The following is a 20962-nucleotide window of genomic DNA, read 5'->3' on the forward strand; positions in this document are numbered from 1 at the left end:
TATCGCTTGAGGAGGAGAATGAATTGAACAAACAAATAGATTCCAATGAAAAAATAGATACAGGTCACCAGTCAACGTTGGCAATGGAGACCTTTCATGATCACCCGGGTTTCGGCCGGATGTTTGCCCCAGACAAACTGACAATCGGCATATTTTTACCACTTAAATTTTATACAGGTCAGATGGATGTTTTACAGGGCCAAGCTGATCTAGTTGAGAAGATTGATCAAAATAATTTTGCAGCCGTCTGGGTGCGTGATGTTCCGCTATTTGATCCCGGTTTCCGGGATGCTGGGCAAGTATTCGATCCATTCGTTTATCTGGCCTATCTTGCTGCAAGGACAAAAAACGTATCCTTGGTAACAGGAAGCGCGATCTTCACGCTTCGCCATCCCATTGATTTGGCCAAGGCCGCCGCATCCATAGATGTACTTTCTGGCGGACGGCTTGTGCTAGGGATTGCTTCCGGAGACCGCCCTGCTGAGTTTCCAGCTTATGGGCTAGATGCGGATAATCGTGATGTGCGTTTTCGGGAGACGGTGGCATTTTTTCGTGAGCTGATTCATCAGGGAAGTTCTGAAATTCAATCTTCGCTTGGTAGAATGGGAGGGCTTGAATTGCTGCCTAAGCCTGCAACTGGCGGTATTCCACTTATCGTGACGGGTTCAAGCAGGCAGTCTTTAGATTGGATTGCAGAGCACAGTGACGGCTGGCTCACTTATCCCGAAGCTACGGCAAATGAGACAGGTCCCCGAATGCTCGGACGTAAGATCAATGCTTGGCGGGAAAAAATCCCTGGCGGGATGTTCAAGCCGCATATGACCAACGAATGGATTGATCTTGTTGAAGATGTTAATTATCCTCGAATGCCGCTTCGTGGCGGATACATATTGCGTACAGGGCGAGCAGGGCTGATCCAGCTTTTGGAGGAATGGCAGACAGTTGGCGTCAATCATGCTGCGCTTGGCATCCAATTTTCGAGCCGGCCGCCTGCCGAAGTCATTCAGGAGTTGGCAGAGGAAGTATTGCCGCTTTTCCCTACGCATGCTGGGCCGAAGCCGCTGTTTACTGGGTGGTAGAGGATGATGGGGGCTCAAACGGAAATTTACTGGACAACATTTACCCATTCCCTGTTCAATGGTTTGCCGCTGCAGGTAGCGGCGAGCGAGCGAGGGTTATGTCTAATCGCGTTGCCAGATGACACACATATGAACCTGAAGTTATGGATAGGAAAGAAGTTTCCTAATGCGAAGCTGATTGAACATCAGAGCAGGCTTTCTCCATATCTGGAGCAGCTGCAGTCCTATTGTGAGGGGGAAAGCACGTCATTCGAGATCCCTCTTGATTTACAGGGGACTGATTTTCAGATTTCTGTTTGGACAGCGCTGATGAAAATTCCATATGGGCAAAGCCGCAGTTATTTTGATATTGCGAAGATGATAAATAATCCCCAGGCCACACGCGCAGTGGGAAGCGCCAACGGGGCCAATCCGATTCCTATTGTCATTCCATGTCACCGTGTTATCGGGAAGAACGGCACATTGACGGGGTACAGTGGAGGCTTGCAGGCGAAAGAAAAGCTGCTTCGTTTAGAAGGTTATTTTGATTACACGGTTTCGGGCCATGCTCGTTTTGACTTTTGAACGGATCTTCATAGTCCATTTCCTGAAAATCGATATCCAATGCCTCGCACGGTATGAATATGCCGCGGAAGTATAAAGGATTTTCATCCAGCAAAAAGCTGAAGCCCATAAAGAGGCTCCAGCTTTTTTGTATTATTTACCTATCTTTTCCGCCAAGCTCATTTCCACGCACATGAGAATAAAAGCGCCTGCGCCATGCAGATCATTTTCGCTGGTAGGACGGGCGATATAGTGGGCGTAATCACCTATTCCTGTGCCGATACAGATTTGGCCAATGATGACGTTGCCATTCTCATCAAGCTTCAGCGTATCAATAACGCCCTGATAGCCCTTCGAAGCATATTGCAAATACTTGGCATCCAGATAACCGAATCTTACCGCTTTGGCAATGGCATGAACGAACAGGGCGGTACAGGAATTTTCCAGCCAATTATCCGGCTGCTCTGGCTTGTCGACAACCTGATACCATAAACCGGTCGCAGCATCTTGGAAGTTAGTCAGTGAAAGGAGCAGGTCCTGTAGAATACGGACTAGCGCTGCTTTATCCTTATGATCCTCAGGCAGGTATTCGAACATTTCCAGCAAGGCGACAGGGTACCAGCCGATCGCTCTACCCCAGAACTCTGGAGCAAGCCCCGTATCCGGATCAGCCCAAGCGGCTTCCTTCGTTTCATCCCACCCGTGGTACAATAAGCCGGTTTTCGGGTCCTTGGTGTGTTTTGCCATCATAAGCGCTTGGAAGGTCATCAAGTCAAAATATTCGCTTTCGCCGAACGTCTTGCCGAACTGGACGGCAATAGGGCCCGCCATGTATAAGCCATCCAGCCACATTTGATTCGGGTAATGCTCCTTATGCCAGAACCCGCCCGAAGGGTTCGTTTTCCATGACTTTAACAGGGGAACAAGAGTATGCAGCGCTTTTTTATACCGTTCGTCGCCCGTTTGCTCATACAATCTAAATAGAAGAACACCAGGCTGTATATCATCCAGTTCATCCGGATTGTATTTCTTGATGCTTCCGTCCTCGAGAATTTGGCTGTCTACCCAGCGTTTAATATAATCATTGTATTTGTCCTTCTTCGTTTCCTGCCAGCATTTCTCCATACCCGACAGAAATACGCCCTGATGATAGTGAAACCGGTCTGGCGGAAGCAATTCCGGCTCAAATTTATCCATTAACGCCTCGCAGGCCTTCTCGGCCCATTGGATGGGGGAAAGGGTGTCTTGCATGAGTGCATTCCTCCTTCGTGTATTAAGCTTAGTTTAGCAGAGGATTATGTACATTTTTTGCGAAAATACCTTTATTCTTCTTATATCTTGCAGAAAATAAGCTGAGGCGTATAATAAAATGACATAACAGATGAGGGGCGGAGCCTAAAGATGGGAGATTTTCAATATGAAAATAAGGACGGGACTTTATTGGTTTCCCACCGGAAGGCGCTAAGCCACAATATGCCTGCCAGCCATTTTCACAGCACGTATGAAATTTTTTATTTAATGTCGGGAAAACGGGAGTTTTTTATTAAGGACAGGACCATGGTGATCAATGAGGGGGATGTTATTATCATCTCTCCAAATATTTTGCACCGGACGACCAATACGGAAACGCCTCAGCATGAGCGGCTTATTATTAATATTCATGAGAGCAACATGGCCTCGGCTAATGGCTCCTATATAGATACACTGCAGCCGCTGTTTGAGCAGGAGTACATCATCATTAAATGCTCCTTGCAGGACAGGCTCTCCATCGAGGCGCTATCCAAGCGTATCATCGAGGAGATTCAGGATAAAAAAGCTGGCTTCGAGATGTATGCGCAGACTTTGGTTCTACAGCTGCTTCTTATTTGCTGCCGGCATATTAGACAAAACAGCATCGAGCCTCTAGAGTCGCCAAGTCCAATGCATGAAAGAATTTCGGAGGTTGTCCGCTATATCAACAGTCATTATATGCAAGAGCTGTCGCTGCATCCGCTAGCAGAGAGATTTTATGTCAGCCCCTATTATTTAAGTCGTTTTTTTAAAGAGGCAACAGGCTTTACGTTCGTGGAGTATTTGAACAGCGTCAGGATCAAGGAGGCGAAAAAGCTTTTGGAGCAATCGTCGATGAAGGTCAATCTGATTGCGAGGAAGGTAGGCTTCGGAAGCGTGACGCATTTCGGCAGAGTGTTCAAGTCAACGACTGGACATAAACCATTATTTTATAGAAAGGGGAAGTGAGGGATAGCCTTTTTTTGTTAGGTCGTAGATCAAGAATTCACCGCAAAAGCAAGCAACTATACTATGACTAAACCATGTCCAACAGGCGTGGTTTTTTTGTTGCTAAATATTCCATACCTTTTCCGAATGGTACGGGATAGGATTCATTCCTCTCCCATTATAATATAAACTTCAAATAAGAAATGGAGGACCTATCCATTCACGACAGGGGGAAGACAAGCTTGATTATCTTGACATTCTTGCATCAGTGGTTCAAGGGTCATCTGAGTGAAAGCAATTTGCGCACTAAGCTGCTGCTCCTATTCAGCGTGCTTATTTTGCTGCCTTTAAGCCTGCAGGGTATGGTGACGTATCGTCATTTCTCAGCAACGGTTAATCACAAGACGGAACAATTTACCATCGACATTGTTCAACAGATCAACACCAATCTTGATCGGATGCTGAAAGACCTGGAACGATTATCGCTTATGCCGTTGTATGATCAGATGGTGTTGTCCATTCTGGCGAAATACAACGGGCCGATGGGCTCGGGGACTTGGGCGCTATCCGACGATTATTTGAAAATGAAGCTGTATACATCTGGGCAAGCATACAACCGACCTGAAATTCGCGGCATTCATCTAATCAGCAACAGCGGCATTTTATTTTCGAACGTAGATGCGATGTCGGCCGATGCGGTATGGGATAGCAGGCGGGATTCATGGTTTTCAGAGCTGAATCAATCCGATGGGGAATGGAGAATCATCCCGCCTCATGAACCGTCCTATTACAGCAGCCCAAACTCGGAGTCCTACATATCAGTCGCAAGAGTTATTAGAGAGCCTAAAACGCTAGTGAGATTAGGCTACATTATTATTGACGTCAAGGTGGAGGCGTTCGGCCATATTTTATCGAACCTGAATTTTGAGCGGGAGGCAAGCCTTTTGATCGTCGATGACCGGCAGCGATTAATATTCGAGCGAGTGGAAGAGGGCGGCGTTTCCGCCTATGGCGAGCTGTTAAAGGATGGTCAGCTGCAGGAAATGAGGAACAGGCAAAAGAAAAAGCTTGGCAGCCGCGATTATTTATTCGTGCAGCATAATTCCTCCTATACAGGCTTGTCCGTAATCAGCTTGACGCCGATCGCCGTTATCCAGAAGGAGTCGCGTGAAATGATGACTTTTACGCTATGGTTTGCTGCGGTTTGCGTCGGAATGGTTACAGGGCTGGCCGTGCTGCTTTCCTATCGTATTACAAGGCCGCTTATTGAGCTGAAGAAGGCGATGGCCCGAGCTGAGCAGGGGAATTTCAATAAGCGGGTAACGATGCTAAGCAATGATGAGTTCGGTCAGCTTGGGCGCGGCTTCAACAAAATGATGGAGGAAATCAATCGTCTCTTTCATGAGGTATTTGTACTGGGCATGCGGGAGAAGGAAGCGGAGCTGTCTGCGCTTCAAAGCCAAATCAACCCGCATTTTATTTATAATACGCTGGAGTCGATTAATATGATGGCCATTCAGCGCAAGCATGCCGAGGTGTCTGATATGGTGACCGCCCTTGGCAAGCTGCTTCGATACACCATCGATAAGGTGGACAGACGGATTCAGCTTTGGGAGGAAATCCATTTTGTAGATTCCTATGTGCGGATTCAACAGGTCCGGTATGGTGGCAAGCTGCAGGTACTGTACGAAATTGAAGATGAGGTGAAGGACTGCCTTATACCGAAGCTTATTTTGCAGCCGTTGGTTGAGAACGCAGTCTATCATGGCATAGATGATCGAGAAGAGGGAGGCACGATCTGGATTTCTGCCCTGCGTTTCGAGGATGAACTGCTTATTACGGTGCGTGACAATGGCAAAGGAATGAGTGAGACGGAAATGGAGAAGCTGAACGAGGCGATAGGCAAGCACCAGACCAATCAGTCGCTGCAGCTCAGCGGTCAGGATGAATTGGGGCTAAGCAATATATTCCAACGCATCGTGCTTATGTATGACAAGGGCGGCAGCCTGGCGGTGGATGGCAGTCCGGGACAGGGCTTCGCGGTTACGATTACGATTCCACTTTAAGAGGGCAGGGGCTGGGCAGGATGTATAAGGTTTTACTCGTAGAGGATGAAACGGTTATACGCCAGGGCTTGCGGGAACTGATCCATCAGTCGGTACATTCGTTTGAGGTAACAGGAGAGGCTGCAAGCGGCAGCGAGGCAATTGCTTATTTAAAGGGTGACATGCCCGATGTCATGATCACCGACATCAGGATGAGAGAGATGGACGGACTGGTGATGATGGGAAAGGTGAAGCAAATGTATCCGGAGCTGATCGTTATTATTTTAAGCGGCTACGGGGAGTTTGTATATGCGCAAAGGGCGATAGAATATGGCGTGTTCAAATATTTGCTGAAGCCGATTGAGCGGCACGAGCTTGTAGCTGCAATGCGAAAGGCCCAGCTGCTTCTGGATCGCAAGTATGGCGTTTCTACTTCGCTGCCCGCAGCCGCAGATCTGGAACAGACGGGAAGTGGCGGAGATACTCGCAAAATTATCCGCGACATCAGGGAGTATGTAAAACGGCATATTGACGGGGATTTACGCTTGCAAACCGTCGCCTCCCAAGTGAGCCTGAATGCGACGTATTTGAGCCAGCTGTTTAAGAACGAGACGGGGGTCAATTATTCGGAATATGTATTGGAGGCGCGCATGGAAAGGGCGAAGTGGCTGCTGGTGCATACGCAGCTGAAAATCTATGATGTGGCACGGCTGTCCGGACACCAAAGCCCGAAGCATTTCATGCTTGTATTCAAGCAGCAGACAGGTCAGACAGCAGGCGAGTATCGCGATCAATTTACCGATTCCAGCTTTTAGATGAGCCGCGATAAGAAAATAGAGGAATAAAACGCACCATTTCTGCAATTTGCATGGTTTAAGGAAGGCAACAGCCACCGCTATACTTAAGTAGGGAATACAAACTAATGGCTGCTAAGGGGGATTTTATGAAAAAAGCGAGTCGGGCTCTTCTATCCATTTTACCGATTGTAATAGCTGTCGGCTGCAACAGTACGAACTCTGGCAACGTTGTAAACAAGGGTACGGAGCAGAAGGAGGACATCGAATTAACGTTTTTAATGTGGGGCAATCAGGGGCATATGGATGTGTACAACAAGCTCATTGCTGGCTTCAAACAGGAGAACCCGGGTATTCAGGTGGTGATGGAATCCGTGCCGTTCGCCGAGTATCAGCAGAAAATTTCAGTGCTGGCAGCCGGAAGGACGCTGCCGGACATCGCATGGGTATCCGAGCGGATGATCCCCCAGTTTAAGGAAAATGGCATATTGGCGGATGTATCCGAATTTAAAAATGACGCGGACTTTAAGCTGGGCGATTACATTCCTAGCACCCTTGACCTATTCCGCGACGGCGAGCAGCTGCTGGGCTTGCCTTTCTCGACGCCGCCTGTCGTTATGTTCTATAACAAGACGCTGTTTGATCAAGCAAAATGGACAGACCCGAACATACTTGCCTCAGAAGGCAAATGGACATGGGAACAATTCGAGCAATCCGCTAAGGCGATCTCAAACAGCGATGCGAAAAGCCGCATCTATGGCGCAAACTTTTTCCGCGACTGGAAAACATGGGCGATTTTATCCTCCTATTCCTGGTCCAATGGCAGCGGACCGTTCAACGCAGATTTAACTGCTTTCACCTGGAATGACCAGTACGGCTTGGAAACGTTCGATATGCTGAGCCGCATGATGTTCACCGACCAGTCTCATCCGAAGGCTGGCGAGCAGGTCAGCTTTGATGCGGGCAACGTCGGGATGTTCTTCGACAACTACAGCTATGTATCGAAAGCAAGAGAGATTACGAGCTTCGAGTGGAGCATAGCGCCGATGCCGTCCGGCTCGCAGGGCAGTGTGCCGATGCTTGGACAGGCGGGCTACACGCTGTTCAAGGACAGTAAGCATCCTGAGGAAGCGAAGAAGCTTCTGAAATATTTCGCTAGCCAGGCCGGTATAGAGGCGACAGCGACTTATTTTGTCCCGCCGCGCACCTCAGTGCTTCATTCGGATGCGTTCCTGAATCAGCCGAACAACCCGCCAGCAGAGCATATTACTCAGGCGGTTATCGACGAAATGCCGAAGGCCCGCATGCTTCCGGGGCATATTCGCTGGCAGGACATCGACAACGCCGTTCTTCAGGGCTTCGACCGCCTGTTCGGCAGATCGGGCAGCACGCAGGAAAACTTGGCAAAAATGCAAACGGAAGTTGACGCTATTTTGAAATAAGCAGCCGTATAAGGGGGACAGTCCGTCTGACGGGCCGCCTAGCTCTACAAAAAAATTTAAGGGAGTGGATGGATTTGGGAAAATTAAAGGAGCAGTTCAACAAGCATAAGCTATCTTTATTCATCAGCCTGCCCGCCAATGATGCGGCGCTGGCTCAAGCTGCGCTCGATGAGGGCGCTGACGCACTGAAGGTGCATGTCAATGTGGGCCATCGTGCTAGCGGCACGCACTTTGGTTCACTTGACGAATACGAGGCGGTATTCCACAGCATACGGGAAAAGTTTGACGGACCATTCGGTGTTGTGCCAGCTGGGAGCCTTGAAGGCGTGACCAGACCAGACATGGAAAGACTGGCTCCGCTGGGCTTTGATTTCTATTCAATATATGCCCATCATCTTCCTTCGCTCCTGTTGGAGGAGCTAGGCCTTGACCGAACGTTTGCAATCAATGAACATTATGATCTCACACTTGTGCAGAGCGCAGGGCAGTTCGGCTTTACCGCTCTGGAAGCTTCAATTGTGCCGGGAAGCGAATATGGGACGCCGCTCAGCTTTGCAGATGTGATGAAATATCGCTATTTAGTAGGGCATTCGGGGCTTCCGGTTGTTATTCCATCACAGCGGCGGCTTGTACCCGGCGATGTAGCGGTATTGAATGATGCTGGCGTTAGTGCGATTATGCTGGGGGCAATTGTAGTCGGGAAGACGGAGGATCAGCTGCGGAGAACGGTCAGCGAGTTCCGCAATGCAATGGATAGATTGAGCTAGAAGGCGGTGTTATCTTCATGAAGGAAATGGGCAAAAAACGAAGAAGAGGGCCGCTTGTCCGGGAGGCGCAAATTGCAGGCTGGCTGTTTGTTTCGCCAATGGTACTCGGTTTTACTTTGCTGCTGCTGTTTCCGATGACGCAGGCCTTCTATATGAGCTTGATGGACTGGCCGCTGCTTGGTGAACACCACTTTATCGGGCTTCATAATTATCGGAATATTGCAATAGATCATTTATTTTGGAAAGTGTTCGGTAATACCCTGTATTTTACAGTGGGCCTTGTTCCGTTTAATATTGTGCTGGCCCTGCTGCTGGCGCTGCTTTTATCCAAAAGCTTCAAGGGGATTGGGCTGTTCCGAACAGCGATATTTGTACCCGTCATGACTTCTCTTATCGTATGGTCGATTGTATGGAAATATATGTTCGCAACGGATTCGGGGCTTATCAATCAGGTTTTGCTGCTGCTGGATATTAGAGGGCCGGCGTGGCTGTACGACGAGAAGCTGGCCATGCCATCGGTTATTGTAACCAGCGTTTTGAAAAATGTAGGCTTGAACATGGTGCTCTTTATTGCTGCCATTCAGCAGGTGCCACGCTCCTTGTATGAAGCTGCGATGCTGGATGGCGCAGGCAAGGGCAAAAGCTTTTTTAATGTAACACTGCCAATGATAACGCCTACTGTATTTCTGACCGTCGTTATGACCATTATCGGTTCTCTGAAGGTATTTGGCCAAATTTATGTCATGACGCAAGGCGGGCCTAGCAGCAGTACGAAGGTGCTGGTGTATTATATTTGGGAAAAAGCATTCAAATTGTTTCAGATGGGATATGCATCAGCACTGGCGTTCGTTCTGTTCTTCGTGGTGCTTGTGTTGACTCTGCTGCAATGGCAGCTCAGAAAAAGGTGGGTGTTCAATGAAAGCGACACCTAATGCAGGCATTAGCAAGCCACTGACGCTGTTTGGCGTTTATAGCCTTTTAAGCTTCATCTCGCTTATTATGCTCGTACCATTTTTGTGGATGCTGTCTACCTCCTTCAAGGAGCCGCAGGACATCTTCACCTATCCGCCGAAGCTGATCCCGCCTGCGTTCCGGCTGCAAAACTATGTCGATGTCTTCCAGCTGATTCCGTTCCACCGCTTTTATTTCAACAGTGTATATATTGCGTTTGTAGTTGTGCTAGGCACCGTTTTTTTTGCCTCATTGGCCGGCTATGCGTTTGCAAAAATACCGTTCAAGGGCCGAAATATCCTGTTTCTGATTTTGCTCAGCGCGATGATGATTCCTCATGAGGTAACGGCGATTCCGATGTTTCTGTTCATGCGTGAGCTTAATTGGATTGATACGCATTTGCCGCTTATCCTGCTGCCGATCTTTGGGGCGGGTGGAGTGTTCGGAATTTTTGTGATGCGGCAGTTTTTCATTACGGTGCCGACGGAGCTGGAAGAGGCAGCGATGATAGACGGCTGTAGCCGATTTCGGATTTATGCACAAATTATGCTGCCGATTGCCAAGCCTGGACTGGCGACGTTGACGATTTTCACATTCGTAACGGTATGGAATGAGTTTTTTGACCCGCTTATTTTCATTAATTCGCGTCATTTGATGACCCTTCCGCTTGGCCTGTCGCTATTTACGGATGAGGTCGGCACATCCTGGCATTATTTGATGAGTGCAACCGTAATGGCAACGGTGCCGCTGTTAATCGTATTTTTTCTGGCCCAGCGGCGTTTTATTGAAGGGGTGGCCATGACGGGCTTGAAGGAATAAGTGCAGCTTCGAAAGGGAGGATAAAATGAATAACAAAATAGAGGCAGATGTTGTCGTTGTTGGCGGAGGGCCTGCAGGAATAGCGGCGTCCATTGCTGCAGGCCGGCAAGGTGTGAGAACCGTGCTGATCGAACGTTATGGCTTTGTTGGCGGCATGTCTACGGCAGCAATGGTCTATCCATGGATGACATTCCATACGAGCAGCGGCGAGCAGGTCATTAAAGGCATCGCCCAGGAAATTGTAGATCGGCTGCAGGCTCGCGGAGGCTCGCCTGGCCATCTCAGGGATACGGTCGGTTTCGTTCATACGCTGACGCCTTATCATCCAGAAATTTATCAGGTCGTTGCGGCAGATATGCTGCGCGAGGCTGGGGTCAAATTGCTGCTTCATAGTATGGTGGACGAGGTTGGGGTGAGGGAAGGCGTTATTGAGGCTGTACATGTAACCAATAAGTCTGGCAGAACGGAAGTGTGTGCCAAAGTATTTGTGGATGCAAGCGGTGATGCGGACGTCGCTTACCTTTCCGGGGCAGAAACGCTTCATGGGCGTGCTCTGGATCAACAGGCACAGCCAATGACGATGAAGTTCAGGATGCGCGGTGTTAACTTGGATAAAGTAAAGCAATATATGATGGACCACCCGGAGGACTTTTATCAAAAAACTCCTTTTTCAGAGCTGCCGGGTCTACCGCTGACTGGTGTGAGCGGATTCTATTCGCACTGGAAGAAGGCGAATGTACCCATTAACCGTGATCAAATTCTGTTTTTTACGGGGCCAGCCGAGGATGAGGTGCTGATTAACTGTACACGGGTGCAGGGGCTGGATGCGACTAGTGCCGAGGATCTGACACTTGCTGAACAGGAGGGGCGACGGCAGGTGTTGATGATGGCGGAGTTTCTGCAGCGCGATGTACCCGGTTTTGAGCGGGCTTCCATCTCAGCGGTTGCTCCGCAAATCGGCATACGGGAATCGCGGCGAATTGTTGGCCATTACTCACTCACGAAGGAAGATGTGATAGAGGGGAGGAAGCACAGCGATGTTATAGCACGCAGTGGCTACCCCATTGATATCCATGACCCAACCGGAAAAGGGGTAACCGCTGCTTTTATTTCCGGTGATGGCGCTTATGACATTCCGCTTCGCTGTCTGCTCTCCCATAATGTGCCCAATTTGCTCGCGGCGGGAAGGTGCATCTCGACTTCACACGAGGCGCTCGCAACAACTCGCCTGACCCCGAGCTGTATGGCAACCGGACAGGCAGCCGGAACAGCGGCAGCTTTAGCGGTACTGACTGAGGTTGAGCCAGCTCAAGTACCTATTGCCAAATTGCAGGATGAGCTGCGGAAAGCACATGCGGCAATATAAGCGGCTCCTAGCCAACTGCCTATGTGTGATGACTGATTGACACTAACCTTGAGGTAAGTAGCTGTACTTAAAGTGCGTACTTACATAATTGCAGCGTGCGCTTTATACTCAAGAGGCCAATCACACTTTAGGAGGAGCTTTCATTGAAAACACTCGTTATTGTCACACATCCCAGCATAGAAGCATCGGTCATCAATAAGCGATGGATAGAAGAGCTTGCGAAATATCCAGAAAAATATACGATACATGAATTGCATAAGGTTTACCCTGATGGAAACATCGACGTGGAGAAAGAACAGCAGTTGGTTGAAGCACATGGCAATCTGGTGTTTCAGTTCCCTATTTATTGGTTTAATTGTCCGCCTCTTCTTAAAAAATGGTTGGATGAGGTTTTAGCTTATGGATGGGCCTTCGGTTCTAAAGGTGGGGACAAATTAAAAAATCGCAAAGTGGCGTTAGCGGTATCCGCTGGAGCAACAGAAGAGAATTATCGGGAAGAGGGAAAATATCGCTACACACTTGCACAAGTATTGGCTCCTTTTGAAATTTCCTTCCTGTATTGCAGTGCTGATTATCGTTCCTATTTTGCTTCTTATGGTACAGAAACAGAGCCGGGTGAAAATGAACCTGGTGCAGCGGCGGAAACGTCTGCAAGCAAACTAGAAACAAACGCATTAGCTTATTTGAATTTTGTTGACAGCCTGTAACCCTGTTGCTGCTCCGTTTACGGTGTCGTTGCTGCGCTTCAGCTTATTGCGCCGCATCCTCTTATTTTCAAACAGCTCATATAGAATAATCAGCTTATGTTTACCGCCTATTTAGGATCATGTATATCCGAAATAGGTTTTTTTTTATAGGAAAGTATATGATTTTTTTCATCCTTTCTCTATATCCACCCTCGAGACGATAGTTTTGCCGCCAGAGGACGGCGACAGCTTAAAAACTCTTTGATAATGAGAATGATTCTTACTATAATGAAAGAGTTGGAAGCAGTAAAAAGATGCGGTAAATAGACATGGAAGGTGAACATAATGAAGTTGCAGGAACAATTGCCCTTATGGAATCATGCGGCTATACGGGTGCTTGATGTTCGTCGGTCTATGCTGCGATTGGGTGACAGTGTGCAAGGTTTCCGTTTGCCGGCGAGCGCCTTCTTGGTAGCTGTTGCTGGAGAGGCAAGAGTCCTCATTGACGGTACCGAGCATATCGTCGATCGCTGTTATGTGTGCCACGCTGGGAAAGGCGCAACGATCGACATTAACCAAGTCGCTGAGCCATTCGATTATTATATGATTTTTTATAAAGCCGTTCTCGCTGTGCCCAGCCGCAAAGAGCTGTTAAATGTGTATAGGGACAATAATCCCTTCCAAATGCAATATGGCTTTGCTCCTAACTATCCCCTCGGTGTCCTTGCCAAAATAGAGCAAATGCACACCTATTGGCTGCTTGATGCTCAATTGGAGAAATTCCATGTGCGAGCTATTTTTCACCAATTGGTGTACGATCTCCTGCTGCAGCTCCATGCGCATGAGGGAACGCCGATGGCCCAGCCAAACTACGTTAGCCAGACGATTCGGTTTATGGAGGAGCGTTACGCTGAGCCCATCAGCCTTCAGGATATAGCAAGTACCCTTCATTGCAGCGAAAGGCAGCTGCAGCGCTTATTTAAGGCGAAGCTGAGCATTGGGCCGCTCGAATATTTGATTCGAATTCGTATGGACCATGCGCAAGCGATGTTATTGAATACGAATTTATCGCTAAAGGTAATTGCGGAATCGGTAGGTTATGGGGATAGTTATTATTTTAGCCGGGCATTTAAGAAGTTTTGTGGCGTTTCCCCGCTGCATTATAGGCAAAAGAGTCGCATAAGTTCATCCAATGTGTCGGGATATTCCATTGGCTCCCGTCCTAATCTCTCCTATAATAATGAGCGTGATAATCATTATCAACATATTAGCGGGGGAGTTTTAGGAATGAATAGGAGCAAGGGGTCTATTTTAGCGGTCAGTTTGATGTTGAGCTTAATCTTGTTGCTCGGTGCATGTGCAACTGCGTCCGGCAACGGTTCGGGGAACAATACGGGAGGAGCCAGCCCAACTAGCACCGTTTCATCAAATACAAATGCTTCACAAACGGCACAACAAGCTTATCCGGTCGTTATTAAACATGCAAAGGGTGAAATAACGCTGGAGCAGCATCCTACGAAAATTGCGGTGCTTGATACTAAATTTGTGGACCAGCTGGTGACGTTAAGCGAGCAGCCAGCGGGCAGTGTGAAAGCTGCGGCAGATAAAACCGATTTCCCTGAGTATTTATCCGAGAAGCTGACGGATGTTAAATTGCTCGGTACGAGGGATGAGCCGAATTTGGAAGCTATTGCTGCCATGGAACCGGATTTAATCATTTGCACAGAGTTTCAGGAAAAAGTATATGATAGCTTGTCTAAAATTGCGCCTACCATCATGCTCGATTTTGATGAGAATTGGCGCGATACTTTAACGACCTTCGGCAAAATTGTTGGAAAATCGGAAGAAGCGAGTGCTGTTCTGGAAGCTTATAACGAGAAAACAGCTAAGCTGAAGGAAGAGCTTAAGGCGAGGCTTGGAGACCAGACCGTTGCGCTCATTCGTCCACGTGATGAAGGCATACGGATTCATACGCCGAGCCACCGCACAGGGGACATTTTATATAACGATCTAGGTTTGTCTGCTCCACAGCAGGTGCTCGATGAGAAGGATACGGCTTATCAAATTTCGTTTGAAGCTTTTCCAGAAGTAGGGGCAGACCATTATTTCCTCGTACATGACGACATGTTCAAGGAGGTCGTTGAGGAGTTCCAGCAGACGGAAACTTGGAAAAGTGTTGAAGCCGTGAAAAATAATCAAGTATATGAAGTAGATTCGAACATATGGATTGCTTATTATGGGCCGATCGCGATTAATATGATTGTGGATAGAACGGCAGAAATTTTCCTTGGAACGCGATAACATGCCGGTTAATCTTTCACCTGCACAGTGGAAAGAGCTTGAAGCCATGTTCAAGTTTACGCCTGAAAAAAAGGAACCGCCTGCTGCTCTCTCCATTGCAGCCCAAGATTTGCTAGACCTAGAGAAATGTAAGTCCTATCTGGATCGACTAGCAAGTGAAATAGGCGCGCCAACGAGAAGAGTAGCAGCATCCATGCTTGCGAAGCGCTATGCTTTTCTATACACTGCACCTGTCTTATATGCGATGACGGTATATAACAAGGGCTTGTCGTTAACGTTAAATAACTGCCGACTGGCTTCGCCTGATGAAAGTGAAAGTAAGGTGAGCGGCTCCAAGTTTCCTAATTTGAGCATTGATGGACTGGAGATTACTGAGCCAGAGGCGGGAAAACGGCTGGAATGGCGGGAGCAGATGCTGCGTCAGCTATTTGCGGAGCATCTTTCACCCTTATTTCGTTCTTTATCCGCAGCTGGCAAAGTTCCGCTGGCGATTTTGTGGGAAAATGCATTTGTCCGTGTGGCTCCGCTATATGAGGATGGTTTGGAGGAAGCAGAGGGCGATCTATCTGTTATACAGCGTCTTCATGACGATTTTAAGTTTTTGACAGAAACTGCACCAGCGGCCCTATTTGGAGAACGCCGCAACCCGCTTGCGAAGTTTGCAAAACCGACCAAGGCAGGCAGGGCCGGAGAAATGTTGACCTCTATTCGTCAAACCTGCTGCTTTTATTACGAAATGTCCTCCGAATACTGCAGAGCTTGCCCGAAGCCGCTCAATTGTGGTTGACAAAAGGGCAGGGTGACTAGACGATTGCAAATTCAATCGTTGAAGATTCATGTGTGGATCTTATGGATACGATAATAAGTTTTAGCAGAAAAGCTGCTATCGGTATAGTACCAATAGCAGCTTTTTTTTGCTTTTTTAATTTAACTTAATCGCAGTAAGACTGCCGTTTGTCTTGAAATCCGTTGTATAGGATACGGTAGTGGTGGCGGAGAAGGTGCCCGTTGGTCCTGTGATGGTTATCGTAGGAGCGGAGGAATAGCCTGCACCTGCATTTGTGATTTTGATTCCGGTCACTTTGCCGTTCGTTAATAGGGGTGTAACGGTCGCCGCCGTATGCGTCCATAACTCGCCCTTGCTGCCGTTGTAGCGGTAGTAGTTCGATACTTCATCCAGACGGTCGTTGGTAATGCCATAGGGAGCAAGCACCTTCAGCAGAGCGGCTTTATTGGATTGTGCCTGCTCAGAGGTAGGGCCGCCGCTTTCGGTACCCGCAGGTGTTACACCGCTGAAAGCTTCACGGAATACTTCGGTAGATACGCCAAGCGCGGCAGCTATGAGAACAACGGGTCTGCCATGGTCCACGGAATCCGTGTCAAAACCGCCTTCGATCGAGATTGTATAACCGTTCTGATCGATTACGCTAGTGCCTGCTCCTGATCCAGACCCGGCATGAGCGGATGGCTTAGCCTTTTCAGAAACCGGGGAGGAGGGGGGATGTTTGTCCGGTTTTTTTTGCTTATGGACTGGGGCTGGAGCTGTTGCCTCATTCGTCTTATTGTCGTGGTTGGCATTACTGCTGTTGGCCGTGGTCAATTGAACGGCACCTGCACTCACCGCAAGCAGGATCAGCAGGGTGACGATCGTTTTTTTGGCTTTCATAGGGGAAGCTCCTCTCAAATGGGGGGATGTGGTTCTGGACTTAGATTAATATAGCTATGTGTCAGGAAGATGTTGAGAGAGAATGGGGGATGGAAACGCCAACCAATCATGATTTTTGCATTTCGGCCACATAAAAATACACCCTCGCAAACATAAAGCGCGAAAGTGTATTTTATGAATAAGCAGAACAGTGTTCTATTAGAATTACCGATAATGACTCTACTGATTTAAAATAGGTATTTCTCCGAGCAGATTTTTCAAGTTTATCGCATCCCACGGCAAATGTTCCGTTATGCCTAATCCAACTACATCTGTTTCTTCAGATAGTTGTTTAATCAGATGAAGTAACTGAGGTATTTGCATCGTTCCCGCAGGAGAATAAGGATAAGGGGCTTCGGGATTCGCGAACAATAAAGAACGAAATGCCTTTGGATCAAGCACATCTAAATCGAGATGAATCGCTAAGTGCTTAATGCCGCTTTCTTTAATCCACTTCTTTATAGATTCCGTGCTGCTTGATAGCTCTGCGGTGCCTGCGGTTTTAATACCTAGTCTTTGAATCATTTCGGTGTCTGGTTCGACAGGGGCTATTCCTAGTCTTTGAAATGCTTCTGAAATTACTTCAAATTCCTGCTCTGTTGGAGCTGCTAATCCCGCGATAAAGACATTTTCAGGCTTTAGAGGGACTTTCACATGTTTTGCGAACTCCTCATCCCCTTCTCCCAACAAATTCCCGAGCGGTAATGTATGTCCGTTATCATAGCCCACATATCTAACTAAATCACTATGAGCATCAATCCAAATTAAGCCTAATTCCCCACCGTAGCGTTCGTTCAAATAGGCAAATGGGGCTTGTTCGACTAAGCAGTCGCCACCAAACATGATAATGCGATCTGGCTTATGGGCATTAATGATATGCTGAGCAGACTCTAATTGTTCAAGCAGCTGCTGTCTCCCTTTTATACCGTTCTCGTTTTCAAGTGGAGTGCCATCATACGCTTGCACGGGCACATGAATAAGAGGTTGATCATTGTCCGGAGCTAGCCAAGCGAGCAGTTCGGCTCCAAAAGAGTAGTTAGGGTTGTCGCCCCCTTGCCATTGCGGCATTAACAGGCGTATTGTTTGATTAGTCATGTTTTGTTCTCCTTTACGTCAAAGTAAGGCTAGTATAAACTGAACGTAAATTAAAACGTAGTACGCACTTTATTGATAGGTACTACCCGAAAGGATAGTGTAAATATGAGTATGGCTGAATATAAAGGTAAAGTTAAAAATATTCAAGATACACCTTTTGGTTATACAGTATCCGTTATTGGTGGCAAATGGAAAATGGTCATCATTTATCTCCTGGCAGAAAACCAGCCGGTTCGCTTTAATGATCTGAAAAGACAGATTGGCACGATTACTTATAAAACATTAAGTTCACACCTGAAGGAATTGGAAGCGGACGGTTTGGTGAACAGGAAAGAGTATCCTCAGGTTCCGCCTAAAGTCGAATACAGTCTCACCGATAAAGCGGAAACGCTATTACCCGTTTTGGAACAGCTATGTGAATGGGGAGAAAAAAACCAAAATAATTAAATCCATTTCAGTTGCCAGGTAGGTGTATAGACAAACCGGAGCCGTGTTGCGGAGCCTTACTAAGCACTTATTCGAGGAAAATCTCATCTGACGATTCAAGGCTTACGGAACCGCAGCATGCCATTGTAGCTGAAACATTATTGTTGAGAACACTAATGCTGAAAAACGAATGCTAAAAAACGAATGCTGAAAACACTATTGCGTAGAAAACGCAGCCGGGGGACGCTCAACTCTTTTCTGAAGGACAGAGGTTCCGCTATTCTGGCTATTAATCTGGTTTCGGATCTTATGCGGACAGGAAAACCGCTATTGCCCACATCATCGCCTCAAAATGGCTTTTGGCAGCACATTAGCGTCTCCTGAGTCCGCAGCCTGTGCCAAAACCCGTGATTCTATTTAAATAGCGGCTGCTGTGTCCGCCAAGTCGATTATTGAATACGTTTGAGACTAAATTCGAAAGTAGCCATACGATTGCAAAGAAAAGTGCCAGCCAGATGCTGCTGACTGACCTTAATTAATTGGCAGACACTAAGATGGTTAGACAGACACCAAGATTGCTGGACGCCTCGAAACGGCCAAACGAGTGGCTACGGCTGCTTAGGGAGCAATAGCTGAAACGTCGTCCCTTGCGGCGTGCTGTGCTTTAAATTCAACTGGCCCCCCATGGCAATGGCAAGCATTCGGCTGTAGGTAAGACCGAGGCCTAGGCCGCCGACAGCAAGCTTTTTACGCTCACCGCGAAAGTATCGCTCGAAAATATTTTTCTGCTCCTCTTCCGATATGCCTGGACCGTTATCCTGAACGTTAATTTCATAGCTGCCAGCTGAAGATTCCGATAGAGAGACATGAATGCGGCCTTGGCCTTGCAGCGCTTGCCTGCTATTGTTCAGCAAATTCACAATAATTTGCTGAATGCGGCTTGCATCTCCGACAGCCAGAAAAGCACCGTTTGGAATATCGGCTGATAGCTCGAGCCCCTCTACAGGATCCAGCAGTCCCCATTGGTATACAATTTCGCCAACTAGCTTGCCGAGATCAAGCGTGTCCTGTCGGACGCTGATTTTACCGGAAGCGAAGGCATTGAAATCCAGCAGGTCGGTGACCATATGCTGAAGCCTGCGTGTCTGCTGCAAGGAAATTTCCAGAAATTCCTCTGCTTCCTCCTCCGCAACCACTTGATCGCGAACGGCATGAATAAGGCCATGAATGGAGGAAATCGGTGTTTTCAGCTCATGTGTCACGCCGGCAAGCAGCTCCGTCCGCAGCTCTTCCAATGTGCCGAGGCGCGCAGCCATCGTCTGGAACGATACCAGCAGGTCGTGTATTTCCTTTTCCTTCACATGGTTAGGTACGACTACCTGATAATTGCCAGCCTCCATCTGATTCAGCGCTTCAGCGAGCTGCTTGATCGGCCTTCTTAAATTTCGCGACAGAAAGTAGATGATGAGCCAGCCCAGCAAGCCTGAGCCAAGCAGCAGTGAACCGATGAGGCCGTAATTCTGATTAACATGGACTAACTCCTTGTAGTCGTAGGAAATGGCAAGCGATCCGATGGCCTCCCCTTTGTTTTTGCCCCATATTGGCGTTGTCAGCGTATATTGATCATCTGATAGGGTGACGTTCAACTCACCCGAAAGTGGAGGGAGGGCTGGAGCAGCATCTCTGTCTCTGGGACCCTGTTTAATAAAAATAGCGGTCCCGTTATGATCAAATACGCGCAATGAAAATTGTCCCGGCAGCGAGTAGCGGCGCTGGGTGCGGTCGATCCATTCATAGAAATGGCCCGGAATGACGATTTGTCCACTTTCTTGGCTCACATACTGCGAGGCGACCTGCGCAAAGGCTTTGAGGTTTTGCTTCCGCTCATGCAGCGTCTCCTGGCGAATCCAGAAAATCGATACCAATCCAATGATAAGCAGCCCTATGAATAAGGTGAGCACATAGCGAAAAGTCCAGCGGCTGAGCAGCGTTTGGCGACGATTAGTGGATGTTGGCATAAAGCATATACCCCGTCCCCCGCAGGGTGCGGATTTCTCCTTCTTCTGGCGGCCAATGCAGCAGCAGCTTGCGCAAACGCTTGATGGCCAAATCTACTGCCCGATCGCTGCCCTCATAATCCATTCCCCAAACTTTATCTATTAACTGCTCGCGGTAAAAAATCTGGTTCGGATGCTCGGCGAGGAACATGAGCAGCGACAGATCGCGGGGAGTGATCGAAAGACTGGCACCATTCAAGTAAACCGTATGTGATTTAAAATCGATGCGAATGCTCCCAAACGTAACCTGTTCCGAGCTGACGAGGGAGCGGGGCGGCCGTCTGAGCACCGCATGAATGCGGGCGACAACCTCTTCTGGCTCAAACGGCTTCGTCATATAATCATCGGCTCCTTCGTTGAGCCCCAGAATCCGGTCGCTTACATCGCCTCTAGCCGTCAGCATAATGACGGGACAAGCGCTTTTGTAGCGAATATGGTTCAACACTTCCCAGCCATTCATGCCCGGCAGCATAACATCGAGAATAACGAGCGTAGGAACTGCCGCATCAAAAGCTTCAATAGCTTCCCGTCCGTTGCGATAGATGCGGCAATCAAATCCCGCCTTGCGTATATAGGCTGCGAGCACCCGGGAGATGGCGTCCTCGTCTTCGACAATCATAATCGTATTCATAAGTAATCCTCCGATGTGGCGGTCTAACATACAGTCAC

Annotated in this window: 19 protein-coding genes; 14 read left to right on the forward strand and 5 right to left on the reverse strand. The window is 48.1% G+C overall.

The annotated features are described in order from the left end of the window. The first annotated feature begins 23 nt into the window (after positions 1 to 23). A complete protein-coding gene (locus AC50Y5_RS03740; RefSeq protein ID WP_200931579.1) occupies positions 24 to 1079 on the forward strand; it encodes an LLM class oxidoreductase in 1056 nt (351 codons plus the stop codon). Positions 1080 to 1082: 3 nt separating this feature from the next. Further along, positions 1083 to 1643, forward strand: a complete 561-nt coding sequence (locus AC50Y5_RS03745) for a methylated-DNA--[protein]-cysteine S-methyltransferase (RefSeq protein WP_494858503.1) — start codon at positions 1083 to 1085, stop codon at positions 1641 to 1643. 132 nt (positions 1644 to 1775) lie between these two features. On the opposite strand, the gene AC50Y5_RS03750 is transcribed toward AC50Y5_RS03745, so the two are convergent. Continuing rightward, positions 1776 to 2873: a glycoside hydrolase family 88/105 protein gene (locus AC50Y5_RS03750; RefSeq protein WP_494858506.1), complete on the reverse strand. Its 1098-nt coding sequence runs from the start codon at positions 2871 to 2873 to the stop codon at positions 1776 to 1778. Between the two features lie 150 nt (positions 2874 to 3023). Between AC50Y5_RS03750 and AC50Y5_RS03755 the strand changes: the two genes are divergently transcribed. The 11 genes from AC50Y5_RS03755 (at position 3024) to AC50Y5_RS03805 (ending at position 15797) form a co-directional block, all read left to right on the forward strand. Continuing rightward, positions 3024 to 3860, forward strand: coding sequence for a helix-turn-helix domain-containing protein (locus AC50Y5_RS03755; RefSeq protein WP_494858509.1), 837 nt, complete (start codon positions 3024 to 3026; stop codon positions 3858 to 3860). A gap of 221 nt (positions 3861 to 4081) precedes the next feature. Further along, positions 4082 to 5905 carry a sensor histidine kinase gene (locus AC50Y5_RS03760; RefSeq protein WP_494858513.1) on the forward strand — a complete coding sequence of 608 codons (1824 nt, stop codon included), beginning with the start codon at positions 4082 to 4084 and terminating at the stop codon, positions 5903 to 5905. A gap of 20 nt (positions 5906 to 5925) precedes the next feature. Then, positions 5926 to 6699 carry a response regulator transcription factor gene (locus tag AC50Y5_RS03765; RefSeq protein WP_056029078.1) on the forward strand — a complete coding sequence of 258 codons (774 nt, stop codon included), beginning with the start codon at positions 5926 to 5928 and terminating at the stop codon, positions 6697 to 6699. A gap of 128 nt (positions 6700 to 6827) precedes the next feature. Continuing rightward, positions 6828 to 8120 carry an ABC transporter substrate-binding protein gene (locus AC50Y5_RS03770; RefSeq protein ID WP_494858516.1) on the forward strand — a complete coding sequence of 431 codons (1293 nt, stop codon included), beginning with the start codon at positions 6828 to 6830 and terminating at the stop codon, positions 8118 to 8120. A gap of 68 nt (positions 8121 to 8188) precedes the next feature. Further along, a complete protein-coding gene (locus AC50Y5_RS03775) occupies positions 8189 to 8887 on the forward strand; it encodes a hypothetical protein (protein WP_494858518.1) in 699 nt (232 codons plus the stop codon). Positions 8888 to 8904: 17 nt separating this feature from the next. Beyond that, entirely contained in the window at positions 8905 to 9819 is a 915-nt protein-coding gene (locus AC50Y5_RS03780) for a carbohydrate ABC transporter permease (protein WP_494858520.1), read from the forward strand. After that, positions 9803 to 10657 carry a carbohydrate ABC transporter permease gene (locus tag AC50Y5_RS03785; protein ID WP_056029071.1) on the forward strand — a complete coding sequence of 285 codons (855 nt, stop codon included), beginning with the start codon at positions 9803 to 9805 and terminating at the stop codon, positions 10655 to 10657. The genes AC50Y5_RS03780 and AC50Y5_RS03785 overlap by 17 nt, the downstream gene beginning before the upstream one ends. A gap of 25 nt (positions 10658 to 10682) precedes the next feature. Then, positions 10683 to 12023, forward strand: a complete 1341-nt coding sequence (locus tag AC50Y5_RS03790) for an FAD-dependent oxidoreductase (protein ID WP_056029070.1) — start codon at positions 10683 to 10685, stop codon at positions 12021 to 12023. Positions 12024 to 12166: 143 nt separating this feature from the next. Continuing rightward, positions 12167 to 12730: an NAD(P)H-dependent oxidoreductase gene (locus AC50Y5_RS03795; RefSeq protein ID WP_494858525.1), complete on the forward strand. Its 564-nt coding sequence runs from the start codon at positions 12167 to 12169 to the stop codon at positions 12728 to 12730. Between the two features lie 324 nt (positions 12731 to 13054). Then, positions 13055 to 15010: an ABC transporter substrate-binding protein gene (locus AC50Y5_RS03800; RefSeq protein ID WP_494858527.1), complete on the forward strand. Its 1956-nt coding sequence runs from the start codon at positions 13055 to 13057 to the stop codon at positions 15008 to 15010. Next, positions 14997 to 15797: an IucA/IucC family C-terminal-domain containing protein gene (locus AC50Y5_RS03805; protein WP_494858529.1), complete on the forward strand. Its 801-nt coding sequence runs from the start codon at positions 14997 to 14999 to the stop codon at positions 15795 to 15797. The genes AC50Y5_RS03800 and AC50Y5_RS03805 overlap by 14 nt, the downstream gene beginning before the upstream one ends. Before the next feature lie 135 nt (positions 15798 to 15932). Here the strand turns inward: AC50Y5_RS03805 and AC50Y5_RS03810 are convergent, their stop codons facing one another. Beyond that, on the reverse strand, positions 15933 to 16676 hold the full coding sequence (locus AC50Y5_RS03810; protein WP_494858530.1) for a hypothetical protein: 744 nt from the start codon (positions 16674 to 16676) through the stop codon (positions 15933 to 15935). A gap of 219 nt (positions 16677 to 16895) precedes the next feature. Next, entirely contained in the window at positions 16896 to 17810 is a 915-nt protein-coding gene (locus AC50Y5_RS03815; protein WP_494858531.1) for an arginase family protein, read from the reverse strand. A gap of 105 nt (positions 17811 to 17915) precedes the next feature. Between AC50Y5_RS03815 and AC50Y5_RS03820 the strand changes: the two genes are divergently transcribed. After that, on the forward strand, positions 17916 to 18257 hold the full coding sequence (locus AC50Y5_RS03820; RefSeq protein WP_056029051.1) for a winged helix-turn-helix transcriptional regulator: 342 nt from the start codon (positions 17916 to 17918) through the stop codon (positions 18255 to 18257). A 587-nt stretch (positions 18258 to 18844) separates the two neighbouring features. Here the strand turns inward: AC50Y5_RS03820 and AC50Y5_RS03825 are convergent. Continuing rightward, positions 18845 to 20254: a HAMP domain-containing sensor histidine kinase gene (locus AC50Y5_RS03825; protein WP_056029049.1), complete on the reverse strand. Its 1410-nt coding sequence runs from the start codon at positions 20252 to 20254 to the stop codon at positions 18845 to 18847. Continuing rightward, entirely contained in the window at positions 20238 to 20924 is a 687-nt protein-coding gene (locus tag AC50Y5_RS03830) for a response regulator transcription factor (protein ID WP_056029048.1), read from the reverse strand. Before AC50Y5_RS03830 ends, AC50Y5_RS03825 begins: the two co-directional genes overlap by 17 nt. Positions 20925 to 20962 lie beyond the last annotated feature (38 nt).

The organism is Paenibacillus sp. JT22N7 (genome assembly GCF_059383875.1).